General features: G+C 70.1%; 27 protein-coding genes. 11 read left to right on the forward strand and 16 right to left on the reverse strand.

What is annotated here, in order from left to right; translation table 11 throughout:
- The first annotated feature begins 21 nt into the window (after window positions 1–21).
- The 5 genes from VGN45_RS11560 (at window position 22) to VGN45_RS11580 (ending at window position 3151) form a co-directional block, all read left to right on the forward strand.
- On the forward strand, window positions 22–684 hold the full coding sequence (locus VGN45_RS11560) for a glutathione S-transferase (RefSeq protein ID WP_327462576.1): 663 nt from the start codon (window positions 22–24) through the stop codon (window positions 682–684).
- 76 nt (window positions 685–760) lie between these two features.
- Window positions 761–1366 (forward strand): tetratricopeptide repeat protein, encoded by a 606-nt coding sequence (locus VGN45_RS11565; protein ID WP_327462578.1) that lies wholly within the window; start codon window positions 761–763, stop codon window positions 1364–1366.
- Window positions 1367–1398: 32 nt separating this feature from the next.
- Window positions 1399–1587 (forward strand): hypothetical protein, encoded by a 189-nt coding sequence (locus VGN45_RS11570; RefSeq protein ID WP_327462580.1) that lies wholly within the window; start codon window positions 1399–1401, stop codon window positions 1585–1587.
- Between the two features lie 110 nt (window positions 1588–1697).
- On the forward strand, window positions 1698–2171 hold the full coding sequence (greA, locus tag VGN45_RS11575; protein WP_327462582.1) for a transcription elongation factor GreA: 474 nt from the start codon (window positions 1698–1700) through the stop codon (window positions 2169–2171).
- Window positions 2162–3151, forward strand: coding sequence for a mitochondrial fission ELM1 family protein (locus VGN45_RS11580; protein WP_327462584.1), 990 nt, complete (start codon window positions 2162–2164; stop codon window positions 3149–3151). Before greA ends, VGN45_RS11580 begins: the two co-directional genes overlap by 10 nt.
- On the opposite strand, the gene VGN45_RS11585 is transcribed toward VGN45_RS11580, so the two are convergent.
- Entirely contained in the window at window positions 3148–3447 is a 300-nt protein-coding gene (locus tag VGN45_RS11585) for a hypothetical protein (RefSeq protein WP_327462586.1), read from the reverse strand. The genes VGN45_RS11580 and VGN45_RS11585 overlap by 4 nt on opposite strands.
- Before the next feature lie 68 nt (window positions 3448–3515).
- Between VGN45_RS11585 and trxB the strand changes: the two genes are divergently transcribed.
- A complete protein-coding gene (gene trxB, locus VGN45_RS11590) occupies window positions 3516–4523 on the forward strand; it encodes a thioredoxin-disulfide reductase (protein ID WP_327462588.1) in 1008 nt (335 codons plus the stop codon).
- A 7-nt stretch (window positions 4524–4530) separates the two neighbouring features.
- Here trxB and VGN45_RS11595 read toward each other — a convergent pair whose 3' ends face one another.
- From VGN45_RS11595 to VGN45_RS11615, 5 genes are all read right to left on the reverse strand, one after another.
- A complete protein-coding gene (locus tag VGN45_RS11595; RefSeq protein ID WP_327462590.1) occupies window positions 4531–5064 on the reverse strand; it encodes a BLUF domain-containing protein in 534 nt (177 codons plus the stop codon).
- Window positions 5061–5468 carry a response regulator gene (locus VGN45_RS11600; protein WP_327462592.1) on the reverse strand — a complete coding sequence of 136 codons (408 nt, stop codon included), beginning with the start codon at window positions 5466–5468 and terminating at the stop codon, window positions 5061–5063. The genes VGN45_RS11595 and VGN45_RS11600 overlap by 4 nt, the downstream gene beginning before the upstream one ends.
- A 52-nt stretch (window positions 5469–5520) precedes the next feature.
- Complete coding sequence (locus VGN45_RS11605) at window positions 5521–6642, reverse strand: sensor histidine kinase (RefSeq protein ID WP_327462594.1); 1122 nt, start codon at window positions 6640–6642, stop codon at window positions 5521–5523.
- 75 nt (window positions 6643–6717) lie between these two features.
- The gene (locus VGN45_RS11610; RefSeq protein ID WP_327462596.1) at window positions 6718–7893 is read right to left on the reverse strand and encodes a cell wall hydrolase; all 1176 of its coding nucleotides are present in this window, start codon (window positions 7891–7893) and stop codon (window positions 6718–6720) included.
- A gap of 51 nt (window positions 7894–7944) precedes the next feature.
- Entirely contained in the window at window positions 7945–8424 is a 480-nt protein-coding gene (locus VGN45_RS11615; RefSeq protein WP_327462598.1) for a Dps family protein, read from the reverse strand.
- A gap of 241 nt (window positions 8425–8665) precedes the next feature.
- Between VGN45_RS11615 and VGN45_RS11620 the strand changes: the two genes are divergently transcribed.
- On the forward strand, window positions 8666–11332 hold the full coding sequence (locus VGN45_RS11620; protein ID WP_327462600.1) for a PAS domain S-box protein: 2667 nt from the start codon (window positions 8666–8668) through the stop codon (window positions 11330–11332).
- Here the strand turns inward: VGN45_RS11620 and VGN45_RS11625 are convergent.
- Together VGN45_RS11625 and VGN45_RS11630 are read right to left on the reverse strand one after the other, a co-directional pair.
- Window positions 11329–11676, reverse strand: a complete 348-nt coding sequence (locus VGN45_RS11625; protein WP_327462602.1) for a DUF6481 family protein — start codon at window positions 11674–11676, stop codon at window positions 11329–11331. The two genes, VGN45_RS11620 and VGN45_RS11625, sit on opposite strands and share 4 nt — an antisense overlap.
- Window positions 11677–11796: 120 nt before the next feature.
- The gene (locus VGN45_RS11630; protein WP_327462604.1) at window positions 11797–11979 is read right to left on the reverse strand and encodes a hypothetical protein; all 183 of its coding nucleotides are present in this window, start codon (window positions 11977–11979) and stop codon (window positions 11797–11799) included.
- A 450-nt stretch (window positions 11980–12429) separates the two neighbouring features.
- Between VGN45_RS11630 and VGN45_RS11635 the strand changes: the two genes are divergently transcribed.
- A complete protein-coding gene (locus VGN45_RS11635) occupies window positions 12430–13527 on the forward strand; it encodes a cell wall hydrolase (RefSeq protein WP_327462606.1) in 1098 nt (365 codons plus the stop codon).
- A gap of 6 nt (window positions 13528–13533) precedes the next feature.
- On the opposite strand, the gene VGN45_RS11640 is transcribed toward VGN45_RS11635, so the two are convergent.
- The 6 genes from VGN45_RS11640 to VGN45_RS11665 all read right to left on the reverse strand — a co-directional run bounded on the left by VGN45_RS11640 (window position 13534) and on the right by VGN45_RS11665 (window position 18916).
- Window positions 13534–13710 (reverse strand): hypothetical protein, encoded by a 177-nt coding sequence (locus tag VGN45_RS11640; protein WP_327462608.1) that lies wholly within the window; start codon window positions 13708–13710, stop codon window positions 13534–13536.
- A gap of 51 nt (window positions 13711–13761) precedes the next feature.
- Window positions 13762–14616: a carboxylating nicotinate-nucleotide diphosphorylase gene (nadC, locus tag VGN45_RS11645; protein WP_327462610.1), complete on the reverse strand. Its 855-nt coding sequence runs from the start codon at window positions 14614–14616 to the stop codon at window positions 13762–13764.
- Entirely contained in the window at window positions 14613–16124 is a 1512-nt protein-coding gene (locus tag VGN45_RS11650; protein WP_327462612.1) for an L-aspartate oxidase, read from the reverse strand. The genes nadC and VGN45_RS11650 overlap by 4 nt, the downstream gene beginning before the upstream one ends.
- A complete protein-coding gene (locus VGN45_RS11655; RefSeq protein ID WP_327462614.1) occupies window positions 16121–16960 on the reverse strand; it encodes a metalloprotease in 840 nt (279 codons plus the stop codon). The genes VGN45_RS11650 and VGN45_RS11655 overlap by 4 nt, the downstream gene beginning before the upstream one ends.
- A gap of 109 nt (window positions 16961–17069) precedes the next feature.
- Window positions 17070–18149 (reverse strand): quinolinate synthase NadA, encoded by a 1080-nt coding sequence (gene nadA, locus VGN45_RS11660; protein ID WP_327462616.1) that lies wholly within the window; start codon window positions 18147–18149, stop codon window positions 17070–17072.
- A 134-nt stretch (window positions 18150–18283) separates the two neighbouring features.
- A complete protein-coding gene (locus tag VGN45_RS11665) occupies window positions 18284–18916 on the reverse strand; it encodes a DUF2799 domain-containing protein (RefSeq protein ID WP_327462618.1) in 633 nt (210 codons plus the stop codon).
- An 88-nt stretch (window positions 18917–19004) separates the two neighbouring features.
- Between VGN45_RS11665 and VGN45_RS11670 the strand changes: the two genes are divergently transcribed.
- From VGN45_RS11670 to rpoH, 3 genes are all read left to right on the forward strand, one after another.
- Window positions 19005–20006, forward strand: a complete 1002-nt coding sequence (locus tag VGN45_RS11670; RefSeq protein ID WP_327462622.1) for an RluA family pseudouridine synthase — start codon at window positions 19005–19007, stop codon at window positions 20004–20006.
- 3 nt (window positions 20007–20009) lie between these two features.
- Entirely contained in the window at window positions 20010–20288 is a 279-nt protein-coding gene (locus VGN45_RS11675) for a GNAT family N-acetyltransferase (protein WP_327462624.1), read from the forward strand.
- A gap of 197 nt (window positions 20289–20485) precedes the next feature.
- Window positions 20486–21370, forward strand: coding sequence for an RNA polymerase sigma factor RpoH (rpoH, locus tag VGN45_RS11680; protein WP_327462626.1), 885 nt, complete (start codon window positions 20486–20488; stop codon window positions 21368–21370).
- Between the two features lie 69 nt (window positions 21371–21439).
- On the opposite strand, the gene VGN45_RS11685 is transcribed toward rpoH, so the two are convergent.
- Both VGN45_RS11685 and VGN45_RS11690 read right to left on the reverse strand, forming a co-directional pair.
- Window positions 21440–22252, reverse strand: coding sequence for a response regulator (locus tag VGN45_RS11685; protein ID WP_327462628.1), 813 nt, complete (start codon window positions 22250–22252; stop codon window positions 21440–21442).
- A 73-nt stretch (window positions 22253–22325) separates the two neighbouring features.
- Window positions 22326–23621, reverse strand: coding sequence for an adenylosuccinate synthase (locus VGN45_RS11690; protein WP_327462630.1), 1296 nt, complete (start codon window positions 23619–23621; stop codon window positions 22326–22328).
- Window positions 23622–23677: the final 56 nt, after the last annotated feature.

Genomic DNA, 23677 nt, shown 5'->3' on the forward strand with positions numbered 1-23677 from the left:
CGCCCAATCGGAGGCCGCGCCATGTTCATCGTCCACCATCTCGAGGATTCCCGGTCCCAGCGGGTGCTGTGGCTGCTGGAGGAGATGGGGTTGGAGTATGAGGTGCGGCGCTACGCCCGGGATCCCGCCACCAAGCTGGCGCCGCCGGAGCTGCGCGCGATCCATCCTCTGGGCAAGTCGCCGATCTTGCAGGACGGCGACGCCGTGATCGCCGAGACGGGCGCGATCATGGAGCATCTGATGGACCTGCGGCCGCAGGCGGGCCTGCGCCCGCCGCCGGGGACGGAGGAGCGCCGGCGCTTCACCTACTGGATGCACTATGCCGAGGGGTCGGCGATGACGCCGCTGCTGCTGAAGCTGATCTTCGGGGAGCTGCCGCGCCGGTCTCCCGGCTTGGTCCGCCCCGTCGTGAAGGGAATTTCGAAGGCCGTCCTCGGCAATTTCGTCGATCCGCAGATCAAGACGCACGCCGACTTCTGGGAGGCGGAACTCGGCCGATCCGACTGGTTCGCCGGGGATCACTTCACCGCCGCGGACGTGATGATGAGCTTCCCCCTCGAAGCGGCGGCCAGTCGCGGCGACATGGGCGGCCGGCCGCGGGTGCGGGATTTTCTGAAGCGCATCCACGCGCGACCGACCTATGTCCGGGCGCTGGAGCGTGGCGGGCCCTACGCCTACGCCTGAGCGTCGTCGGATGTCGTCAGTGTCGGCGGGCGTCGCCTCCGCCTAGTCTGGCGGCATGTCGCGGAAACTCCTCCCAATGACGCTGGCTCTGATTCTGGGCTGCGCGGCGTGTGCGTCGCCTCCGCCCGCCGTCGAGGCCGCGACCGCGCTGGCGCCCGCCCTTCAGGAGGCCGTCGCGCCGCGCGCCCGTCGCGCTGCGGCGACCTCGAAGTCGGCCGCCCTTCGCCCTCGCCTGCTCGGACAGGCGCTGGACGGCGCGGTCATGGGCCCGGCGCTTGCCCCCGTCACGCTGGACGACGCCCTCTATTCGCCCGTTCAGTCCGCGCCGCTGAGAAGCGCCGGCCTGATGCAGCTGGCGCGTCTGCATCTTGAGGCGGGCCGGCCCGAGGCGGCGGTGGCCGCGGCCCGCGGCGCGCATGATCTGGCGCGCGGCGCCTATGGGCCGAACCACGTCGAGGCCCTGTCCAGCCTGTCGGAACTCGGCGACGCCCTGTTCGCCGCCGGCCGTCCGCGGGAGGCGCGCGCCACCCTGGTGGAGGCGACGCTGCGGAGCGCGGCCGCGCTGGGCCCCGACCATCCGACGACCCGCGAGGCGCAGCGCCGGCTGACCGCCCGGCCCGACCCGACCTCGGTGCGGCCGTGGCTCAGAAACCTCAACCGGCGGCTGGGAATGCGGAGCTGAGAACCCGGACGCCCTTCGGGCGTTGACGCCTCATGATCCTGAGCAAGTCCCAAGTCCTGGCGCTGCTGGTGGCCGCGATCGCCTTCTGCCTGGCCTTCATGGCGGCGGGGGTTCTGCTGGTGTCGGCCGCCTTCATGGCGGGAGGCCTGGCGGTGACCTTCTGGGTGACGCGCAGCCTGATCCGCGACGTGCGCCGCCGTCGGCTGGACCGGGCGGCTTGAGTTCGCCACGGTCCTGACCTAACTTCGATCCCCGGTCGCGTGCGCCCGGCGACCGTTCTCCTGAAATCCACGCCTCCCTGTCGGGCGACCGAAAAGAAACTCACCATCCTATGGAAAAAGTGCCGATGACGGCCGGGGGCTATCGTGTCCTCGACGATCAGCTGAAGCAATTGAAGTCCGTGGAGCGGCCCAGCGTGATCGCCGCCATCTCCGAGGCGCGCGCCCACGGCGACCTGTCGGAGAACGCGGAGTACCACGCCGCCAAGGAACGCCAGGGCTGGATCGAGGGCCAGATCGCCGAGATCGAGGACAAGATCAGCCGCGCCCAGGTGATCGACGTGTCCAAGCTGAGCGGCGACGTCGTGCGCTTCGGCGCCACCGTGACCGTGGTGGACGAGGACACCGAGGAAGAGGCGACCTATCAGATCGTCGGCGAGCACGAGGCCGACGTGAAGCAGGGCAAGATCTCCGTCGCCTCGCCCATCGCACGGGCCATGATCTCCAAGTCGGTCGGCGACGTCGTCGAGGTCAACACGCCCGGCGGGGTCAAGGCCTATGAGATCCTGAAGGTCGAGTGGAAATAGGGCGCGCAAAGCCCCTTCTCATCTGGGCCGTTTCGGACGGCCGCGCCGGCATGGAGAACCAGGCCCTGGGCCTGGCGGAGGCGGTCGCGCGCCTGACGCCCGCCGAAATCGTCGTCAAGCGGGTGACGTGGCGGGCGGCGTTCGACCGTCTGCCGTCGGCGCTGAAGGCGGCGTGGATGCTGGATCCGGGGTCCGACGCGGTGCTGCCGGCATCGGGCGAGCGGTGGCCCGACGTGTGGATCGGGACGGGGCGGGCGACCTTGCCGCTGTCCGCTGCGGTCAAGCGCCGGTTCGGCGGCCGGACCTTTGTGGTGCAGACCCAGGATCCGCGCTGGCGGACGGACGCCTATGACCTGGTGGTGGCGCCGGAGCACGACGGCCTGACGGGCACGAACGTGCTGTCGATCGTCGGATCTCCCCACCGCGTGTCGCGGACCGCGCTGGACGCCGGCGCAGAACCGTTCGCGGGCGCCCTGTCACGCCTGCCCCGCCCGCGCGTGGCCGTTCTGATCGGCGGTCGGTCGGCCACGTTCGACCTGCCTGAGGACCACGCCGCGACGCTGGGGGACCGGATCGCCGAGGCGGTGCGGGAAGCGGGCGGATCGGCCCTGGTCACCTTCTCGCGCCGGACGCCCGACGCGGCGCGACGCGTGGTGCGGGACCGGCTGGCCGCCCTGCCCGGCGTGATCTGGGACGGCGAGGGGCCCAACCCCTATTTCGCCTTCCTGCACGCGGCCGACCATGTGCTGGTCACCGAGGACAGCGCCAACATGGCGGCCGAGGCGGCCTCGACCGGCAAGCCGGTGCACGTGCTGCCGATGGTTCCGCTGAAGCCCGCGCCGAAATTCGCCCGCCTGCATGAGGCCTTGCGCGCGTACGGGGCCGCGCGGCCGTTCGACGGGACGCTGGAAACCTGGACCTATGCGCCGCTGAACGAGACCGAGCGGGCGGCGCGGGAAGTGCTGAAGCGGCTGGGTTAGTCCCCGCCCCCACCGCCGTCACCCCCGCCGTCGCCCCAGCCGCCGTCGGAGTTGGAGTCCGACTTGGACTTTCCGCCCGTGTCGGACGCCACCATCGGCGTCACGCCGCCGTCGCCGCCGCCGTCTTTCGACTTGCCCTTCTTCTTCTTCGACGCGTCGGCCGTCGCGCCGAAGGCGACGCCCAGCGCGACGCCGAGGGCGATGCCCAGCGCCAGATTGTCCGTGGCGATGCCTATGGCCACCCCGACCGACAACCCCAGCGCCAGACCCACGCCCAGGAAACTGCGACCTTCCATCGGTTCCTCCCCAGATGACGGCGCAGCCTAGCATCGCGCCGATCGGAATCAGTCATTAAATGGGGGACATGAGCACCCCCCGCACCGTCCGCTGCGCCATCATCGGCTCCGGCCCCGCCGGCTGGACCGCCGCCATCTATGCCGCGCGCGCCAGTCTGAACCCCGTGGTGATCGCCGGCATCCAGCCGGGCGGCCAGCTGACCATCACCACCGACGTGGAGAACTATCCGGGCTTCGCCGACGTCATCCAGGGCCCCTGGCTGATGGAGCAGATGCAGAAGCAGGCGGAGCACGTCGGGACCGAGGTCATCCACGACATCGTGGTCTCGGCCGACCTGTCGTCGCGACCGTTCCGGCTGAAGCTGGACGGCGGCGAGGAGATGCTGGCCGAGACCGTGATCATCTCCACCGGCGCCCAGGCCAAGTGGCTGGGGCTGGACTCGGAGGCGACCTATCAGGGCTTCGGCGTCTCGGCCTGCGCCACCTGCGACGGCTTCTTCTATCGCGGCAAGCAGGTCGTGGTCGTGGGCGGCGGCAACACGGCGGTGGAAGAGGCGCTGTTCCTGACCAATTTCGCCGAGAAGGTCACGGTGGTGCACCGCCGCGACGAGTTCCGCGCCGAGAAGATCCTGCAGGACCGGCTGTTCGGCAATCCGAAGGTCGAGGTGATCTGGAACCACAAGGTCGACGAGATCGTGGGCGTAGTGGACGGGATGGCCAAGAACGTCACCGGCGTGCGTCTGTCGTCGACGGTCGACGGGTCGACCCGCGAAATCGCGTGCGACGGCGTCTTCGTGGCCATCGGTCACGCCCCGTCGTCGGAGCTGTTCGCCGGCCAGCTGGAGACCAAGTCAGGCGGCTACCTGACCGTGAAGCCCGGCACGACGGCGACGGCGATCGAGGGCGTCTACGCCGCCGGCGACGTCACCGACGACGTCTATCGCCAGGCGGTGACGGCGGCGGGCATGGGCTGCATGGCCGCGCTGGAGGCGGTGCGCTTCCTGGCCGAGCAGGACCACATGGCCCAGGGCCATCCGATCAGCCATCACGAGGCGGAGAAGATCGGAGCCTGGTAGGACGGCTTCAGACGCCGGAGTCTTCGGACAGCAGGCCGGGCCCCGGGCCGACCCGGCCCAGCTCCGGCGCCGGTCGTGCCCGACGCCCTTCCAACACGGCCTCCTGATGCGCCACGGCCCGGGCCAGAACCCGGGCGAAGTCGTCGATGCCGCGCCTCGGGTCGGTCAACAGCCGCGCCAGGGCGGCCATCTCCAGCGGGGCCAGGCGGGGGCTGACCATGTCCCAGTCGGCGAAAAGCCGCCGGGTCGCGCCGCGCCGCTCGCGCACGGCCAAGTCGGTGTGGCGGCGGTCCTTGGACAGGCGCACAAGCAGCCGATCGATCGCTTCCGGCGGGCCCTCGATGATCTGGATGAAACGGCCGTCTACGGCGGTCAGCACGCCGGTGACGCCGTCGCGCGCATTGGCCGGCCGCGCTTCAGCCAGGATGCCGGACATCTGCAGCCCGCTGGCGGCTCCCGTCAGGGCCCGGCTGTCATAGATGAGTTGGCACAGGCTCAGGGGCCGATCGCCGGAGTCGGCCTTCAGGGTTTCGACCGTCACGCGAACACCTGAAGCTCCGGCGGGGCATACATCGTCGGCTGGCCTTGACGACGGCGCAGGGCGTAATCGACCGCCGTCTGCACGGCGCGCTCGTCGGTCGGCTTGGTCAGGACGCCGACAGTGCCGGCGACGCCGTCGCGCACCATGCCGGGGTTGGCGGTCATGAACAGCACGGTCACGCCCATGTCCTGGCCCAGCTCGCGGCCCACTTCCACGCCCGTCGGGCCGTCCGACAGGTGGATGTCGACCAGCGCCAGGTCGATTTCGGACTGGGCTGCGATGGCGCGCGCGGAGCGGGCGTCGCCCACGGTCGCCACCACCTCATGACCCAGGTCCTCCAGCACGAAGCGGAGTTCCATGGCCACCAAGGCCTCGTCCTCGATGATCAGAATGCGGGCGGTCATGGGTCGTCTCATCTATCTCCGAAAAATCCAACGCGTCGAGGACAAGCAGGTTTCACGCCGTCAGTTCGGAAGCGGACGCAAGCTTCAGCGCGACGCGGCGCCGCGACAGGCTGGTCGCGGGCAGATCGACGAACACCGTCAGCCCGTCCCGGTTCCAGTCATGCGTCAGAACGCCGCCCAATTGCCCCTCGACCGACAGCTGGGCCAGAGACGAGCCGAAGCCCCGACGCGACGGCGCGCCCGCGACCGGGGGCCCGCCGCTTTCGGTCCAGGCCAGGTGAAACCGGTCGCCGACGGCGCGGGTGTCCAGGGTGACGCGGCCGTCGTCGGCGCTCAGCGCGCCGTACTTGGCGGCATTGGTCGCCAGTTCGTGGAACAGCAGGGCGACCGAGGTCGCCGCCTGGTCGTCGAACACCGCGTCGTCTCCCGACAACCGGATGCGCGGCGCGGCGCGCTCGTCCGAATAGGGGGCGAACAGGGCGCCGAGGAAGGCGTGCAGGGTCATTGACCCCACGGACGGACGCGAGGCCTCGGTGTGGGGGCGCACGAACTCATGGGCCCGCGCCAGGGCGCCGATGCGCGTGCGCAGACCCTGGGCGAAGCCGCGCGCCTCGGGATGCTGACGCGCCGAAAGCGCCACCAGAGCCGACACCACCGCAAAGATGTTCTTGATCCGGTGGCTCAGTTCCTGGCTCAGCAGTTCCTTGGACTGCTCCATCCGCTTCAAGTCGTCGATGTCGGTGCAGGTGCCGAACCAGCGGGTGATGCGCCCGTCCTCGTCGCGGATCGGCATGGCGCGCCCCAGGGTCCAGCGATAGACGCCGTCGTGCCGCCTCAGCCGGTACTCGATCTCATAAGGTTCGCCGGTCTCCAGCGAATGCCGCCAGCGCGCCCAGGCGCGGTCCTGATCTTCCGGATGGAACATGCCGTTCCAGGCCTCGCCGTCCGTCGAACCGTCCGGCACCCCGGTGAATTCGTACCAGCGGGCGTTGTAGTAGTCGTGGAATCCGTCCGGAAGGGTCGACCAGACCATTTGGGGCATGGAGTCGGCGATGGCCCGGAACTTCGCCTCGCTTTCGGCCAGAGCGATGACGGTTGCGGCCAGCTCCGCCTCGGTGGTCCGCAGCCTGTCGGCGTCCGACGTCGCGGCGTCGCTCCGTTTTTCGCCGTCCAAGCCCAAGTCCAGACCCTATTCACGCCCCGCGAACGCCAACAACGGCGAACGGACCCATTTGGTTGCAAAGCTGGATCATCCGCCGGGGCGGCCCACTTCCTCAACGTCCATCGGCGTGACGCCGGGCGCGGGAGCGGCCTTCACGGGCGGGGGCGTGGCCTCGAAGGCGGCGATGCCGGCGTTGACGGCGGCGACTTCCTCCGGCGTCGGAAGACGCCGACCGCCCAGACTGGCGACGCCGACCGTGCGGGTGACGCCGTCGATCTCCACAGTGCGCACGGCAGGCTGTCCGGCCGCGACGGCGGCGGCCAGTTCGGCGTCGGTCTGGACTTCGGCCATGTCGGCCAGTCGCACCCGCGGACGGGCGAAACGCGCCTCGTCGATCACGGGCTCACGTCCGGCATAGGCCTGGGTGAAAGCGCCCGTCTCTCCATAGACCCCCTTCCACCGATAGAAGATGTGCGCGCCGATCTGGTCGATCTTGAGCAGCGTCGGCGCCCACCAGGGATGGACGTAGTCCGCGTGATAGTGGGTCGCCGTGCCCACCCGCGTGGCCACCTGACCGTTCAGCGCGCGGACGGCCACGGCCTCGGCCCGCTTCCAGGCCCAAGGCGCGGGCGCGCGGGCCAGGGCTCCGTCGCAGGTGAAGCTGAACTGACAGCCCGTCACCCGCTCCGCGCCCTGGAAGACGACGCCGCAGACGGTGTTCGGATAGTTCGGGTCGCGCACCCGGTTCAGCACCACCTGGGCCACCGCCTCCTGCCCCTCGGTCGGCTCCAGCGCCGCCTCGTAATAGATGGCCTGGGTCAGGCAGCGGACCGCGCGGCGGCGATCCTCGCCCGCCGTGCGCAGAACGAAGGGGCGCGCGGCGCTGAGGGCGCCCAGCACGTTGGGCGTGGCGGCGTTCAGGCGTTGGGCCCGCAGGCCCGTCTCGCCGGACACGAGGGTCGGCTTGCCCGCGAGCGTCAGCGTTTCCCACCCCGGCGTCAGGCCATAGGCGGCGGCCTTGAGCAGCAGCGGATCGTGCCGGGCGGCCAGGGACAGCTGCGCCGGATCCATCCGACCCGACACGGCGGCGAAAGCCTCCGACCCGATCTCGCCCCGCGTCGCCCGCATGACGCCTTCGACCGACAGGTCGGCGTCGGGGCGCGGCATGGAGCCCGCCGTCGCCGCACAGGCCAGCGCGACGGCGGCGGCCGCCACGGCCACCGCGCGTCTTCCGTCCAGCCATCGGCGAAAGCGAGCGATCATGAGAACGGCACTATCCGGACAAGTCGGCGAAAATCCGACGCGGGCGGGGCGTCATCGGCCGCCGAGGGTCGACCGCAGCATCCAAGCCGCCTTCTCGTGCGCGGCCAGGCGCTGGGTCAGCAGGTCGGTCGTCGCCTCGTCCCCGGCCCCGTCCGACACCTCGATGCCCGCACGGGCCGTGGCGATCACCGCCTCGTGGTCGCGCATCAGCTCCTTGAGCATGTCCATCGCCTCGGTCTCGGGCTTGCCCTCCTTGATCGAGGTCAGGTTGGCGAAGGCGGACTGGCCCTGGGGCGCGTATTCGCCCAGCGCGCGGATGCGCTCGGCGATCTCGTCCAGCGCTTCCCACATTTCTCGGTACTGCTGTTCAAGAAGCGTGTGCAGCTGGAAGAACTCCGGCCCGCGGACGTTCCAGTGATAGCCGTGGGTCTTGGCATAGACGGCGAAGCTGTCCGCCAGCATCTTGGACAGTTCATGGGCGACCTTCTTGCGGTCGTCGGTTTTGATCCCGGTCTTGATGGCTTCGGCCATGAGGAGCTCCTGAGTTCGCGGATGATCTAGTCGCGCGAAGGCCCCGCGCCAAGGCGACACGGATCCTCACGGCCAGGTTGGACTGGGCGGGAACGCACGACGGAGTGATGCGTTCTGATGAACTTGCGCGAAAGCGCGGGCGTCGGGGGAAGGCGTGGAGTCAGAGTCGAGGCAGGACCGGCTGAGCGGATCCGCGACCGCGCTGAGCGCGCTCGCGCGCTTCCAGCCGGGCGGTTTGTGGATGCGCGTCGCGATCGGCGTGGGGTTCGCGGCCGGCGTGCTGCTGCTGCGCTGGGCGCTGTCCTTCGCCTACGGCCCGGTCACGGGCTTCATGATCCTGCTGCCCGGAGTGATCCTGGCGGCGATGGCGGCGGGCCGGGTGGCGGGCGTGGTGGCGCTGGTCGTGGCTCTGCTGGGCGGATGGGCCCTTGTGGGACCGGACGCCGTCGGCTCGGGGATCCGGGATCCGCTGGGTCGGGTGGCCACCGCGAACTTCCTTGTGGTCGGCCTGTTCTGCATCTGGGTGTCGGCGACGCTGCGCGACGTCGTCCTGCGACTGTCCCGGACCGACGCCGCATTGGACGAGGAAGAACGCCGCTTTCGCGACATTTCCGACGTGGCCCCCGTCATGCTTTGGAGCGCCGACGCCTTGGGGCGGATCTACGTCAACGCCGAGTTCCGCCGATTCTGGGGCGAGCGCCCCATGCAAGGCGGCGACATGAAGGCCTGGATCGCGGCCATCCATCCCGAGGATCGGGATCGGGTGATGCAGATGAGCACACGCGCCCTGGCCCGGCGCGAGCCCATGGAGCTGGAGGCCCGATACCTGCGCCACGACGGGCAATGGCGAACGCTGCGAACCTTCTGTCGTCCACGCTCCGGACCGGACTCCGGCTTTCTGGGCATGGTCGGCGCCAACGTCGACGTGACGGACTCGCGCGCCGCAGAAGCGCGCCTTCGCGAGAGCGAAGAACGGTTCCGCCTCATGGCCGACACGGCGCCGTCGCCCGTGTGGATGACCAACGCCGAGGCCGAGGTGGAGTTCGTGAACCAGGCGCTGGTGGAATTCTACGGCGTCAGTGCCGAAGAGCTGCTGGGTCACGTCTGGAAGCAGACGATTCACCCGGACGACGCGGTCGAAGTGATGGAGATCATGACGCGGGCTCGCGCCGCGCGTCTGTCCTACGGCTTCGAATGCCGCTTCCGCCGCAAGGACGGCGACTGGCGCTGGACCCGGGTGGCGGTGAAGCCCCGTATCGACGCGGACGGCGCCTTTCTGGGTTACGTCGGCATGGCCTTCGACGTCACCGAGGCGCGCGAGGCGCTGGACGCCCTGCGCGAGAGCGAGGAGCGTTTCCGCTCGGTCGCCGACACGGCGCCGGTGCTTATCTGGGTCACTGACGCGGATCGCACGCGCGCCTTCGTCAATCAGGCCTACGTGGCCTTCAACGGCGGAACCTATGAAGAGGCGCGTCTGGCCGACTGGCGCGAGGCCATCCATCCGGAGGATCAGGATCGGATCGTGGCGGAGTCGATCGCCGGCGAGGCGACCGGCAAACCCTTCTCGCTGGAGGCGCGGTACCGTCGCCACGACGGGACATGGCGGTGGCTGAAGTCCTTCTCCCGCCCGCGGTTGGGTATGGAAGGCGAGGTGATAGGCTTCGTCGGCGTGGCCTTCGACGTCACGGAAGCGAAGCAGGCCGAGGTCGATCTGAAGCGCATCAACGAGCTGCTGGAAGAGCGGGTCGGCGCCGCCTTGGCGGAAAAGGCCAAGGCCGAAGCGGACCTGATGCACGCCCAGCGCATGGAGGCGGTGGGGCGGCTGACGGGCGGCGTGGCGCATGACTTCAACAACCTGCTGACCGTGGTCATCGGGGCGCTGGACATGATGCTGAGGGCGCCGGACGACGCGCGGCGCCAGGCGCGGCTGGGCGAGGCGGCGCTGGCGGCCGCCCGACGCGGCGAACGGCTGACGCATCAGCTGCTGGCCTTCTCGCGCCGGCAGACCCTGAGGCCGGAGCCCACCGACCTGAACGCCCTGATCCTGGAGGGCGAGCCCCTGCTGCGGCGCGCGGTGGGCGAGGCGACTCGGCTGGAGCTGAACCTGGCGGACAAGGCCGTGTGGGTGAACGTCGATTCCGCGCAGTTCGAGGCTGCGCTTCTGAACCTGGTCGTCAACGCGCGGGACGCGGTGAGCGAGGGCGGCCGCATCGCCATCGAGACGCGCGTTCGCCGTCTCCGCTCCGGACAGATGGCTGACCTGGGCGCGGGAGATCACGTCTGCGTCTCCGTGTCGGACGACGGCGCAGGCATCGACCCCGATGTGCTGCCGCGCATCTTTGAACCCTTCTTCACGACCAAGGCGGTCGGCAAGGGGACGGGTCTTGGGCTCAGTCAGGTCTACGGCTTCAGCCGCCAGAGCGGCGGTGGGCTGAACGTGGAGTCGGAGCCGGGGCGCGGCACGACGATCCGGATGTTCCTGCCGGCGATCCGCCGCGCGGCGACCCTGCCTCCGGTCGCGCGCGACGCCCCCACGCGGGCCGCGCGCCCCGGCCGACGGCTGCTGCTGGTCGAGGACGACGCCGCGGTCGCCGCGGTCGCCGCCGAGATGATCGAGAGCTTGGGGTTCGACGTGCGCGTGGCCGATCACGCCGCGGCGGCGTTGGAAGTGTTGAAGACCCAGACGTTCGACATGATGCTGACCGACGTCGTCATGCCCGGCGGCATGTCGGGGGTCGATCTCGCCCGCATGACGTCGGCGGAATGGCCGAAGATGTCGGTGGTGCTCGCGTCCGGCTATGCGGCGGAGGAGATGGACCGCGTGGTGGCCGACGTGCCGTGGCCTTTCGTGCGCAAGCCGTACTCGCGCGAAACCCTGGCCGAGGTGCTGACCGCAGAGGCGGTTTAGCGCTTCATCTTCTTGTCGGCGCGGCGCTGGCGCTGCTCGGCCTTGATGGCGGCCTTGCGTTCGCGACGCTCGTTGCGCTTGGCCTCTTCCTGGGCCTCGACCGACATCACCTTTGCGACCTCGGCGGCGGCCTTCTGCTCATCCTTGAGGCGCTGGGCTTCGGCCTTTTCGGCCGCGCGCTGGGCGCGCAGGGCCTCACGCTCGGCCTCACGCTGCTTCTTGAGCGCGAGAGGATCTTCGGCCTGCACGGTCGGCTTGGGCTTGAAGCGGGCCAGCATGGCCTTCTTGGCCTCGGCCTGAGCGGTGAGGCGATCGGCGAAGCCGGTTTGCTTGAGGTCTCTCATTCCGTCCGGTCGTTAGGTGGAGGTCGGCGCACGCGAAGGCGGCGCCCGACGGGGCGGCTAAAGACATCGGGCCCGAAAATCAAGCCGGAGGGACGAAAGGCGCCCCTCCGGCCCTGAGCCTCAGTCGTCCTTGGCGGCCTGGCCGACGGCGGTTCCCGCCGCACCGCCGACGGCCGCGCCGACCGGGCCCGCGACGACCGCGCCGGCGATGGCGCCGGTGGCGGCGCGCTGTTCGATGGTCTGGCCGCAAGCCGCCAGTCCGGCGGCGGCGACGATCAGGGAGAGGGAAATGACGGCACGCATGGGCTGCTCCTGAACTTGGGTGGGTGTGCCCAGAACGCCCGCCAGACTGCGCCGTTCCTTGCCTCACGCCCTCTCCTCCCAGACGTCCGGTCAAGGAACGTTCCACAGGTTTCAGTACGAGGAAACGCGACGGCACGATCTGACGTCACGACCTTTTAATGCAGAAGAGAAAGCATCGGCAGTCGAGTGGAGATTATACAGTGAGGCTGTTTTTCACCCTTATTCAATAAAACGGACCATGGGTCCGCAAAGACACTGAAAGACGCCCGCTCATGTCTCATCTTGCGAATCAACCACATTGAGGCCACATTCCGGCGTATAAGGCGCGTCCTCCGAAGTCGTCGGCCGTTCGCCGAACGTCGGAACCACGGGCCCGCTCCGCCAGTCGCGGTCGGGCCCGAAGACTGCTTAAGGGGCGGCATCGCGCCCTGCGGATCAGGCGTTGAGTGCGTGTCGATTTCCTTCGAGCCGAAGCCGGCGTCGGAACCTTCCGATCGTCTGAAGCTCAAGCCCACGGTCGTGGCCGCCGCCTTCGGGCTGGTCGTCGGGGCCGCGGTGGGGCTCGCCTATCTGGGCGGGACCATGGCCAAGGCCACCACGGTGCGCTCGCACGCCTTGAAACTGGACGCCGTCGCCGCCGCAGGATTCACCGATGAGGCCATGGCCGCCGCCGCCGGAGGCCTTGACGCCAGCGCCCTGTCGATCGCCCGCCGTCACGATCCCTACACCGTCGCCGGCTCGACCCGTCGCGACCGCCAGGCCGAGCTGATCAGCGCCCGCCTCGACGCCCTGCCCCGCGGCGCGACCGCTCTTCGGCGCCCCCAGACCGGCGCCCACCCCGCCGCCTCGCCGTTCCGCCTGGCCAACGCGCTGGACGCCAGCCGCGACCTCGATTGCCTGACCCAGGCCGTCTATTACGAAGCGCGCGGCGAGGGCCGCGACGGGATGCGCGCCGTGGCCCAGGTCGTCCTGAACCGCAGCCGCCACTCGGCCTTTCCCAACACCGTCTGCGGCGTCGTTTTCCAGGGCGCGGGACGCCGGACCGGGTGCCAGTTCAGCTTCACCTGCGACGGTTCGATGCGCGGCCGCGTGGACCGCGGCGCCTGGAACCGCGCCCGCTCGGTGGCGACGGAAGCCCTGTCCGGACGGGTCTACGCTCCCGTCGGCACGGCCACCCACTTCCACACCACCGCCGTCTCGCCGTCGTGGCGGGGCTCGCTGGTCCGCGTGGGACAGGTCGGCGATCACGTCTTCTACCGCTTCGGCGGCGGTCGCGGCGGGTCGCGCGCCTTCGCCTATCAACCGCGCCCATCTGGTCCGACGCAGGAACAGCCTCGCCTGATCCAGGCCGGCATCGATCCGATCACGCCCGTCCGCGAGGCCGGGGGCATCGCCTACGACCTGCTGGTCCAGCGGGACGCGCCGGCCCGGACCGAAGCGACCACGCCGGCCGTCGAGCCTCAGCCGAAGGCCGCGCCCGCCGTCACGCCGCCGGCCTCCGCCGCCCCCGCAGCCGCGTCGACGCCCCCCGCCTCTTCCGAGACCTGACCGACCTCAGCGGTCCTGCGTCTTGTGTTGGGGCGTCAGGTTTTGCTTGGCGTTCCCGAAGCGGCCCTGCTGTTCCAGGTCCACGTCCGCGTCGCCCGGCTGGCCGGACTGGGCGCCGGTGGCGACGTCGCGTCGATCCCGGGCGCCGCGCTGATCTTCGGGGATGGGGGGATGTTTGCTCATGGTCGGTCTCCTCTGCGTTGAGGTAACCGCCTGAGCTTGGGCCCGTTCCGCTCAGGCCACGTCCAGACCGACGTCCAGCGCCGGCGCGGAGTGCGTCAGGGCGCCCACGGAGATCACGTCGACGCCGGTCTCGGCGATGCCTCGCACGGTCGCCAGGGTCACGCCGCCGGACGCCTCCAGCACCACCCGCCCGGCCGTCTCCGCCACGGCCGTTCGAAGGTCGGCCAGATCGAAGTTGTCCAGCATGACCACGTCCGGCCCTTGCCCCGCCTCGACCAGAGCCAGAACCGAGCGCAGCTGATCCAGCCGATCGACCTCGACCTCGATCTTCATCAGGTGGCCGGCGTGGGTGCGGGCCCGTCGCACGGCCTCCGCGGCGTCGCCGCCGCACAGGGCGACGTGATTGTCCTTGATCAGGATGGCGTCGTCCAGGCCGAAGCGATGGTTCATGCCCCGGCCCATGGCCACGGCGTGCTTCTCCAGCGCGCGCAGGCCAGGGGTCGTCTTGCGCGTGTCGGCGATCCGCGCCTTCGTGCCGGCCACGGCGTCGACGTAGGCGCGGGTCAGGGTCGCCACTCCGCACAGGCGGCCCATCAGGTTCAGCGCGGTGCGCTCGGCGGCCAGGACGGCGCAGGCGTTCCCTTCGATCTCGACCAACACCGTGCCGGCCTCGAACCGCCCTCCGTCGCGCACCCGCTCATCCACGACGGCGCCGACGTCAAGCGCCGCCAGGGCCAGTCGTGCCGCACCGACGCCTGCCGCCACTCCGGCGGCCCGGGCCGTGAAGGCCGCCCTCAGGCGTGCGTCGGCCGGCACGCAGGCGGCGGCGGTCACGTCCCCAGCCCGTCCCAAGTCCTCGACCAGCGCCGCACGGACGACCGCATCGAGGTGCAGATCGAAGCTCATGCCGCCGCCTTTTCGCTCGCCGAGGGCTGGCCCGGGATCCGCGTATGCACGGCCACCGCGTTCGTCTTGGGGAAATCGCTGCGATGATGACCGCCGCGGCTCTCCCGCCGCGCCAGAGCCGCCTCGACCATGAGCCGCGCGGCGATCAGGGGAAGAGCCTCTCCCGAATGGGCGGCGACGGCGCCCATTTCGTCGAGCGCACGCGTCAGCCCCAAGCCATCGCGCAGCACGCCCATGTCCCGGCTCATCAGTCGGCGCAGCCTCGCCAGATCGTCTTCGCGCAGCGTCGGCGGAATGTCCGGGGCTGAAACGCGGCCGTCACGCTTGACGATTTCCGCCGCCGCCCGTCCGGCGCGCCGCCCGAAGGCGGCGGCCTCCAGCAGGCTGTTGGACGCCAGGCGATTGGCGCCGTGCACGCCGGTGGCGGCGCACTCGCCGACCGCGAACAGGCCCGGCACGCTGGTGCGCCCGTCCACGTCTGCGGCGATCCCGCCCATGTGATAGTGGGCGGCCGGGGCGACCGGGATCGGCGTCTCGCGCGGGTCGATCCCCGCCCTCAGGCAGGCGGCGAACACCGCCGGGAAGGCGTCCGGGAAATGCGCGCCGACGGCGCCGCGGGCGTCCAGAAACGCTCCCCGCCCCTGCGCGCGCGCGCGATGCACGGCGCGGGCGACCACGTCGCGCGGCTTCAGGTCGGCGTCCGGCGCAGGCCCCAACAGGAACTGTCCATCACGGTCGATCAGCCGCGCGCCCTCGCCCCGCAGCGCCTCGGTCGCCAGCGGCATGGGGTCCAGACCCACGTCCATGGCCGTCGGGTGAAACTGCACGAACTCGGGATCCAGCACGTCGGCGCCCGCCAGCCAGGCGGCGGCCAGACCCTCGCCGCACAGGGCGACGGGCGTCGTCGTCTCGGCGAACAGGCCGCCCACACCGCCGGTGGCCAGGATCACCGCCGAGGCCAGCACGGTCACCGGACCGTCGGTCCGCTGGATCACCGCGCCCACCACCGCTCCGGCGTCGGATCGCACCAGCGCCAGAAGCCGGCTGTCCTCCCAGATCGTCAGATGCGCCGCCGCGCGCGCCGAGACGACCAGAGCCGACAGCACCGCCCGGCCGGCCCCGTCGCCGCCGATGCGGGCCACGCGGGCGCGGGAATGCGCCGCTTCAAGGCTGACCGCGAAGCCCCCGCATTCATCCCGGTCGAACGGCGCGCCGAGGCCGGCCAGCCAGTTGATCGTCGCCGGCCCCTCCGCGGTCAGAGCCGCCGCCGCCGCCGGATCGACAAGGCCGGCGCCGGCCGCGCGCGTGTCCGCCGCATGCAGCTCCGGCGCGTCGTCGGCGCCCAACGCCGCGGCCACCCCGCCCTGGGCCCAGGCCGAAGCCGAGGCTTGCAGCAGCGGCTCTGGCGAAACGACCAGCACGCGGCGCGGCGCGGCCTCAAGCGCCGCCGACAGGCCCGCCAGCCCGCCCCCGATCACCAGCGGCCCGTCATGGACGATCCGCCTCACTCGACCAGTCCCAGGATCTGGCCGCCCTGGCTCAGTCCGCCCGTCACGCCGCCGTCGCCCAGCGGCAGCAGCGCCGCCACGCCCACAGCGATGCAGGCGGCCGTGGTCGCAAGGAACAACAAAGTGCTCAGCCCGGCCTCGCGCCAGGTCAGCGCGCGACCGTAAGGCCGCCACTTGCCGCGACGCAGATGGCCGATCAGGGCGATGCCGAGGAAGGCCGCGAACAGGAAGCTGCCGTTGGTGACGCCCCACCAGACCACCGCCGCACCGGTGGCCAGCAGCGCCGCCCACTCCAGCGCCGGATGGATGCGCGCCAAGACGGGGCCCAGCGCCTTGGACCCGTCCAGCGGGGGCGCGGGCGCCAAGTTCACCAGGTTGATCATGGCGATGGCGAAGGCTCCGCCCAGCCACGCCGCCTGTCCCGTCACCTGCCACAGGCCGAAGAAGGGCGCGGCCGCCAACAGGCCGAACGCCGGCCCGGCCAGTGACACCAGCACCCCGTCCCATTCGCTTTTGGGATTGCGCTGCGCCTTCGCCAGCCCGCCCAGAAACGGGATGATGTAGATCTTGGCCGGGCCCATGCCGAGGCGGTTCATCGCCAGCACGTGGCCGTATTCATGCACCAGCAGGCCGAAGATCAGGGCGATCACGATCACCCAGCTGCCGGTCAGGTACCAGATGAGGCCGCCCAGCAGCAGGGTCGACACCACCGCCCAGGGCAGGCTCTGGCCCTTGTCCAGCTCCGTCTCGCGCGAGACGGCGTCCGGCGTGGTCGGCACGGCGGTGTGAGTGGGCTTGGGGTCCCACGGACCCGGTCGGCGGGGGGCGTCGGTCATCGCCGAGACTTGGCCTTCTCGCCCCTCAACAGCAAGGCCGTCAGGGCGAGAAGCCGCAGGGTGCGCTTGTCCACCGCCGCCACGGCGCGCACGGGCGGAACATAGTGCATCACAGCAGCTCCACCGCCACGTGGTGCCGCGCCTTGACCAGGTCATAGCGCGCCGGGATCGACGGCGGCGGCAGGTCGACCATGCGCTGGACCGCCAGCCGCGCCCGCTCCGCCATCTCCTCCGGCACCGTCACCTCGAACTGCATGTGCAGTAGGGCGTCGCGGATGTTCTCCAGCGTGATCCGCTTCATGTGCGGGCACAGGTTGCACGGGCCGATGAACTGGGTCCCCGGCGCCTCGGCGGCGATGTTGGACGCCATCGAGCACTCGGTGATCAGCACCACCTGCTTCGGCTTGCGGGTGGTGACGTAGTCCGCCATCGCCCCGGTCGAACCCGCGAAGTCGGCGGCGGCCAGGATCTCCTCCGGACATTCCGGGTGGGCCAGGATGTCGGCTTCCGGCCAAGCCTCGCGCATGTCGGCGATGTCCTGCGCGGTGAAGCGCTCATGCACCTCGCAGCGGCCCTTCCAGGCGACGATGCCCACCGTCGTCTGGGCCGCCACGTTTCGCGCCAGGAACTCGTCGGGGATCAGGATGACCTTGTCCACGCCCCACTCCCGCGCGGCCCATTCGACCACCTGCACGGCATTGGCGCTGGTGCAGCAGATGTCGGTTTCGGCCTTCACGTCCGCCGTGGTGTTCACATAGGTGACGACCGGCAGCCCCGGATGCCGCTGCTTGATCAGCCGTACGTCCGCGCCGGTGATCGAGGCGGCGAGGCTGCACCCCGCGCGCAGGTCGGGGATCAGCACCGTCTTTTCCGGCGACAGGATTTTCGACGTCTCGGCCATGAAGTGCACGCCGGCCTGGACGATCACCTTCGCCCTCGACTTGGCCGCCTCCTTGGCCAGGCCCAGGCTGTCGCCGACGTAGTCGCCGACGCCGTGGAAGACGTCGGGCGTCATGTAGTTGTGGGCCAGCACGACCGCGTCGCGCTCGCGCTTCAGCCGGTTGATCTCCACAATCAGCTCTGCCTTGGCCGGCCACTCCAGCGGCGTGACGTGGTCACGGACCTTGTCCCAGACTCCCGCGGTCGCCCGCGCCGTCTCCGCCGAAATCCCGAACGTCCCGTCCGCCATCGCTCCACCCCTTTTGCTCAATCAGAGCATAAATGAGGCCAGAAGAACGGCGGACCGCGACTGCGACCGCCGACTTATGCTCACTTTCAGCATAAGTGGCGACAATCTAGTCTCGTCCGCGCGAAACGCAAGGGTCAGAAGGCGTGAAGCGAGCCCAGCCGCCAGCGCACGTCCTGCAGCTCGCGCTCGGCCCAGCGCAGGTCATCCTGCGCCTGCCGCCAGCCCGACAGCGTGCCGTCGCGCTCCGCTCGCAGTTCGCCGACGCGGTCGCAGGCCAACTGCCGGACGTCCTCGGCCAGGGTCTCGTCCCGGCATTCCCGGCGTTTGGCGGCGATCTTTTCGTCCAACTCCTCGGCACGCGCCCCATAGGACGACACCCGCGACGCGGCGTCGGACACCGCCCGTTCCGCGGCCCCCAGAACTTGACCGTCGCGATAGGCCGACAGGAAAGGCTCCTCGACCGAAGCTGGACAAACGCCGGCGTAGGACGATCCGTCGCGCCCGACGCGGAAGCCGTTGGCCGGAACGCAATAGCTGCGCAGCCCCTCCTCCCGCGCGGCGAAATAGACGGCCTCGTCCGGCACGACGCCCACCTTGGCGCAGGCCTCTGCGTGCGCCGTCAGACGGTCGTCCGCGTATCCGGCCCGACCGTCCGCCAGACCGACCTCGCCCCAGGCGCCGGCCAGGCACTGGTCCTCGCTCATCGTCGCGCAGCTGCCCAGCGCCAGCCCGGCCCCCACCGCCGCAGCCATGATCAGAAACCGCATCATCCCCCCCCGAGTGCCCCCCCCCACTATGCCTCTCCCATGCTGAACGGCCAAGTTGCCGCAGCCGGACGCCGTGCTAAGCCGGGGCATGAGCGACGAGCCTCTGGACCCCGACGACGGCGGCGAGACGCTGGAGGTTCTTCTGGACGGGACGGAAGGACGCCTCGACCGCGCACTTGCGGTCGCCCTGCCCCAGCTGTCGCGCGCGCGCATCCAGGCGCTGATCGCCGAAGGCCGCGCATCGCGCGACGGCGTCTCCCTCACCGACGGTTCCGCCAAGACCCAGGCCGGCCTGCACCGTCTCGACGTGCCGCCGCCCATCGCTGCGGCCCCCCGTCCGGAAAATCTGCCGCTCACGGTCCTGTTCGAGGACGTGGACCTGATCGTGATCGACAAGCCCGCCGGCATGGCCGCTCACCCCGCGCCGGGCAGCGAGACGGGCACGCTGGTCAACGCCCTTCTGCATCACTGCGGCGCGTCCCTGTCCGGCATCGGCGGGGTGGCCCGCCCGGGCATCGTCCACCGGCTCGACAAGGACACCTCGGGCGTCATGGTCGCCGCGAAGTCCGACCGCGCCCACGCCGGATTGTCGGCCCTGTTCGCCGCCCACGACATCGAGCGCAGCTACGTCGCCCTGACCCGCGGCGCGCCGGACCCGACCAAGGGCCGCATCCAGACCCTGATCGGCCGCTCGTCCTCCGACCGCAAGAAGATGGCCGTGCTGCGCTCCGGCGGGCGTGAGGCGATCACGGACTACGTCGTCCAGCGGGTCTACGGCCCGCCGAGAAAGCCCGGCGCCGCGCCCTCTGCCGCCCGCGTCCTGTGCACGCTGCACACCGGCCGCACCCATCAGATCCGCGTGCATCTGTCGTCGAGGGGCGCCCCCATCCTGGGCGACGCCGTCTACGGCTCCGGCAGCCCCGCCGCGCCCGTGAAGGCGGCGATCGCCGACGCGGGACTGAGCCGACAGGCCCTGCATGCCGCCGTCTTAGGGTTCGTCCACCCCGTCACCGGCGAACCCCTGCGCTTCGAGACCGTTCCTCCTGCCGACATGCGCGCGCTCGAGGCCGCGCTGGAAGACCTGGAGTGACCCATGACCGACATCATCTTCGACTCCCAAGGCCCCCGCTACGTCCTGCCCCTCGACGACGGTGACGAGGCCCAGGTCGACGTCCGCGTGTCCGAAGGGGTGATGACGGTCCGTCGCGTCTTCGTGCCGCCCTCGCACGAAGGCCAGGGCCTGGCGGCTCGCCTGATGGCCCACGTCGCCGGCGACGCCCGTACCCAGGGCCTGAAGATCGTGCCGGTCTGTTCCTATGCCGACGCCTGGTTCCGCCGTCACAAGGATCAGCAGGACTTACTGGGCTCCTAGTCCGTCTTGATAAAGGACGGACAAACTGCTACAGACACGATCACAGTGGCGTCCGGGCCACGGTCGCGCGCCGCTGTGACGACGTGTCTCTTTTCCGACCCGCAACCCGGACCCATTTATTTCGCTGAGGGGTGAGGCGTCGGCGCGCATGGTGCGGCCGAAACCGAAGGACCCGCTCATTCGGTCGGAGGGACCACATGGCCAACACGACGCTCGCGGTGATGTCGCCTGAACAGGGACTGTCGCGATACCTGACGGAAATCCGCAAGTTTCCGATGCTGACCAAGGACGAGGAGTTCATGCTCGCCAAGCGGTGGAGCGAACACCAGGATCCTGAGGCCGCGCACCGTCTCGTCACCTCGCATCTGCGCCTCGTGGCCAAGATCGCCATGGGCTATCGCGGCTATGGCCTGCCGATCGGCGAGGTGATCTCCGAAGGCAACGTCGGCCTGATGCAGGCCGTCAAGAAATTCGACCCGGACAAGGGCTTCCGCCTGGCCACCTACGCCATGTGGTGGATCCGCGCCTCGATCCAGGAATACATCCTGCGCAGCTGGTCGCTTGTGAAGATGGGCACCACCGCCGCCCAGAAGAAGCTGTTCTTCAACCTGCGCAAGGCCAAGAGCCAGATCTCGGCCTTCGAGGAAGGCGACCTGCGGCCCGAGAACCTGACGGCCATCGCCACCAAGCTGGGCGTGTCGGAACAGGAAGTCACCGACATGAACCGCCGTCTGTCCGGCGACGCCTCCCTGAACGCGCCGCTGCGCGCCGACGGCGAGAGCGAATGGCAGGACTGGCTGGCCGACGACACCGCCGTCTCCCAGGAGACCCAGCTCGCCGAGGACGAGGAGAAGTCGATCCGCATGAGCCTGCTGCAGGAGGCCATGGAGGAGCTGACCGACCGCGAGAAGCACATCCTGACCGAGCGCCGCCTGAAGGACGATCCGGTCACCCTGGAAGAATTGGCGGGCCAGTACGGCGTCAGCCGCGAGCGCGTCCGCCAGATCGAGGTCCGCGCCTTCGAAAAGCTGCAGAAGGCCATGCGCGCGGCCGCCGAAGAGCGGAACCTCGTCGACGCCTGAAGGCGCCGTCTCCTCCCCGTCGCGGAGCGATGGGGAGGGGGACCGCGAAGCGGTGGAGGGGCTTTCGCCTCAACCCGCCCTTCGCAACGCCTCCCCGGCGCCCTGATGCATCGCCAGAAGCGCGCCGATCGGCGCCGCCAGCGTGGCTTTCGTGGCCGGGCCCGATGCCAGCGACACCTCCAGCGCGCCGACCGCGACCACCAGGCGCGTATCCGACGCCTTCATGCCGATGGCCTTCAGCTGCACGGCCTGCTCCCTGACCGCGCGCACCGCCTGGGCCGGGTCGGCGTCGAACTGGTCGAGCGCGGCGGCCAGGATGCGCATCGCCTGATCCTTGGCGTCGGCGACCGCTTGCGCCGCGCTCGTCGGTTTGTCGGACTTGCGCTTGGTCGGTCCGGCGTATTCGCCGGAGTTGAACCGCCGCCGGTCGGGCCCGACGTAGGCCACGCCCTCGATCCAGTCCCGCGGCTTCAGCGCCACGTTCTCGATCCGCTTCATCAGATCGGCGCTGGTGAAGGGCTTGCGCAGATATTCGTGCACCCCGACGTCGCGCGCGCCCTTGATGGAACTCGCGGTCGCCTCCGCCGTCACCATGATGATCGGGGCCCGACGGCACGACATGTCGGATCGTCGCACGGCGCGCGCGAACTCCTCGCCGTCCAGATTGGGGCCCAGGCGCTCGGTGAAGATCAGGCCGGGATCCAGGGTCGCGGCGGCCCGCATCGCCGGCCGAGCCTCGCCCTCGACCACCACCTCGCGGGCGCCCAGCGTTTTCAGAAGTTCGGCGATCAGCCGGGCCGCATGGGCGTTGTGATCGACGATCAGCACGCGGCGCACCACCGGCTCCAGCCTGGCCAACATGCGACGATCGACTGCGAACACCGGCGCCTCCCTGAACGGAACGCACCGGCATACGTCGTACGCGGTTAAAACCGCTTGAACGCTGACTTTCTTCTCAACCCTGGAAGGGATCGCGCATCAAAATCGTGTCGTCCCGCTCCGGGCTGGTCGACAGCAGGGCCACCGGCGCCCCGATCAACTCCTCGATCCGCCGCACGTATTTGATCGCGTTGGCGTTGATGTCCTTGAAGCTGCGCACCCCGGCTGTGCTCTCGCTCCAGCCCTCCAGCTCCTCGAACACCGGCTCGGCCGCGGCCTGGGCCTTCAGGCTCGACGGCAGATAGTCCAGCACTTCGCCGTCCACCCGGTAGCCGACGCAGATCTTCAGCGTCTCCAGCCCGTCCAGCACATCCAGTTTCGTCAGCGCGATCCCGTCGATCCCGTTGATCGCCACCGACTGCCGCACCAGCATCGCGTCGAACCACCCGCACCGCCGCGCCCGCCCGGTGTTGACCCCCACCTCGCGCCCCACGGTCGCCAGATGCTCGCCCACCGCGTCATTGAGCTCACAAGCGAACGGCCCCTCGCCGACCCGCGTCGTATAGGCTTTCACGATCCCCAGCACATATCCCACACCCTTGGGTCCCACGCCCGCCCCCGCCGCCGCCTGGCCCGCCACGGTGTTCGACGACGTCACATACGGATAGGTTCCGTGGTCCACGTCCAGGAACGCGCCCTGCGCGCCTTCGAACAGCACCCGTTTGCCCGCCTTCTGCGCCTGATCCAGCACGCGCCACGCCGGCTTCACGAACGGCAGGATTTTCGGCGCGATCTCCAGCAGTTGCGCCAGCAGCGCCTCCGGATCGATCGGCTCCAACCCCAGCCCGGCCCGAAGCGGATCGTGGTGCGACCTCAGCCGGTCGATCTTGACCCTCAGGTCGTCCGCGTCGGCAAGGTCGCAGACGCGGATCGCGCGCCGCCCCACCTTGTCCTCATAGGCCGGGCCTATGCCCCGGCCCGTCGTCCCGATCTTCGCCCCCGGGGCCTTGGCCGCCGCCTCGCGCGCCACGTCCAGCGCCGGATGGATGGGCAGGATCAGACACGCATTGTCCGCGATGGTCAGGATGTCCGGGGTGATCGGCACGCCCTGCGCCGCGATCTTCTCGATCTCCCCGACCAGATGCCAGGGATCGACCACCACCCCGTTGCCGATGATCGACGGCTTGCCCTGCACGACGCCCGAGGGCAGCAGCGCCAGCTTGTAGACCTTGCCGTCCACCACCAGCGTATGGCCCGCGTTGTGCCCGCCCTGGAACCGCACGACCACGTCGGCGCGGTTCGACAGCCAGTCCACGATCTTGCCCTTGCCCTCGTCGCCCCACTGGGCGCCGACCACCGCGACGTTCGCCAAGGATCACTCTCCGCTGCTTGCGGGCGGAGGCTATAGCCCCGGAATCGCCGGGTGTC

Source organism: Brevundimonas sp. (assembly GCF_035999125.1).
GTDB lineage: Bacteria > Pseudomonadota > Alphaproteobacteria > Caulobacterales > Caulobacteraceae > Brevundimonas.

Coding starts and splice junctions, on each gene's coding strand:
- VGN45_RS11560 (WP_327462576.1), top strand. CDS start 22: ATGTTCATCGTCCACCATCTCGAGGATTCCCGGTCCCAGCGGGTGCTG.
- VGN45_RS11565 (WP_327462578.1), top strand. CDS start 761: ATGACGCTGGCTCTGATTCTGGGCTGCGCGGCGTGTGCGTCGCCTCCG.
- VGN45_RS11570 (WP_327462580.1), top strand. CDS start 1,399: ATGATCCTGAGCAAGTCCCAAGTCCTGGCGCTGCTGGTGGCCGCGATC.
- greA (WP_327462582.1), top strand. CDS start 1,698: ATGGAAAAAGTGCCGATGACGGCCGGGGGCTATCGTGTCCTCGACGAT.
- VGN45_RS11585 (WP_327462586.1), bottom strand. CDS start 3,447: ATGGAAGGTCGCAGTTTCCTGGGCGTGGGTCTGGCGCTGGGGTTGTCG.
- trxB (WP_327462588.1), top strand. CDS start 3,516: ATGAGCACCCCCCGCACCGTCCGCTGCGCCATCATCGGCTCCGGCCCC.
- VGN45_RS11600 (WP_327462592.1), bottom strand. CDS start 5,468: ATGACCGCCCGCATTCTGATCATCGAGGACGAGGCCTTGGTGGCCATG.
- VGN45_RS11610 (WP_327462596.1), bottom strand. CDS start 7,893: ATGATCGCTCGCTTTCGCCGATGGCTGGACGGAAGACGCGCGGTGGCC.
- VGN45_RS11615 (WP_327462598.1), bottom strand. CDS start 8,424: ATGGCCGAAGCCATCAAGACCGGGATCAAAACCGACGACCGCAAGAAG.
- VGN45_RS11620 (WP_327462600.1), top strand. CDS start 8,666: ATGCGCGTCGCGATCGGCGTGGGGTTCGCGGCCGGCGTGCTGCTGCTG.
- VGN45_RS11625 (WP_327462602.1), bottom strand. CDS start 11,676: ATGAGAGACCTCAAGCAAACCGGCTTCGCCGATCGCCTCACCGCTCAG.
- VGN45_RS11630 (WP_327462604.1), bottom strand. CDS start 11,979: ATGCGTGCCGTCATTTCCCTCTCCCTGATCGTCGCCGCCGCCGGACTG.
- VGN45_RS11640 (WP_327462608.1), bottom strand. CDS start 13,710: ATGAGCAAACATCCCCCCATCCCCGAAGATCAGCGCGGCGCCCGGGAT.
- nadC (WP_327462610.1), bottom strand. CDS start 14,616: ATGAGCTTCGATCTGCACCTCGATGCGGTCGTCCGTGCGGCGCTGGTC.
- VGN45_RS11655 (WP_327462614.1), bottom strand. CDS start 16,960: ATGACCGACGCCCCCCGCCGACCGGGTCCGTGGGACCCCAAGCCCACT.
- nadA (WP_327462616.1), bottom strand. CDS start 18,149: ATGGCGGACGGGACGTTCGGGATTTCGGCGGAGACGGCGCGGGCGACC.
- VGN45_RS11665 (WP_327462618.1), bottom strand. CDS start 18,916: ATGCGGTTTCTGATCATGGCTGCGGCGGTGGGGGCCGGGCTGGCGCTG.
- VGN45_RS11670 (WP_327462622.1), top strand. CDS start 19,005: ATGAGCGACGAGCCTCTGGACCCCGACGACGGCGGCGAGACGCTGGAG.
- VGN45_RS11675 (WP_327462624.1), top strand. CDS start 20,010: ATGACCGACATCATCTTCGACTCCCAAGGCCCCCGCTACGTCCTGCCC.
- rpoH (WP_327462626.1), top strand. CDS start 20,486: ATGGCCAACACGACGCTCGCGGTGATGTCGCCTGAACAGGGACTGTCG.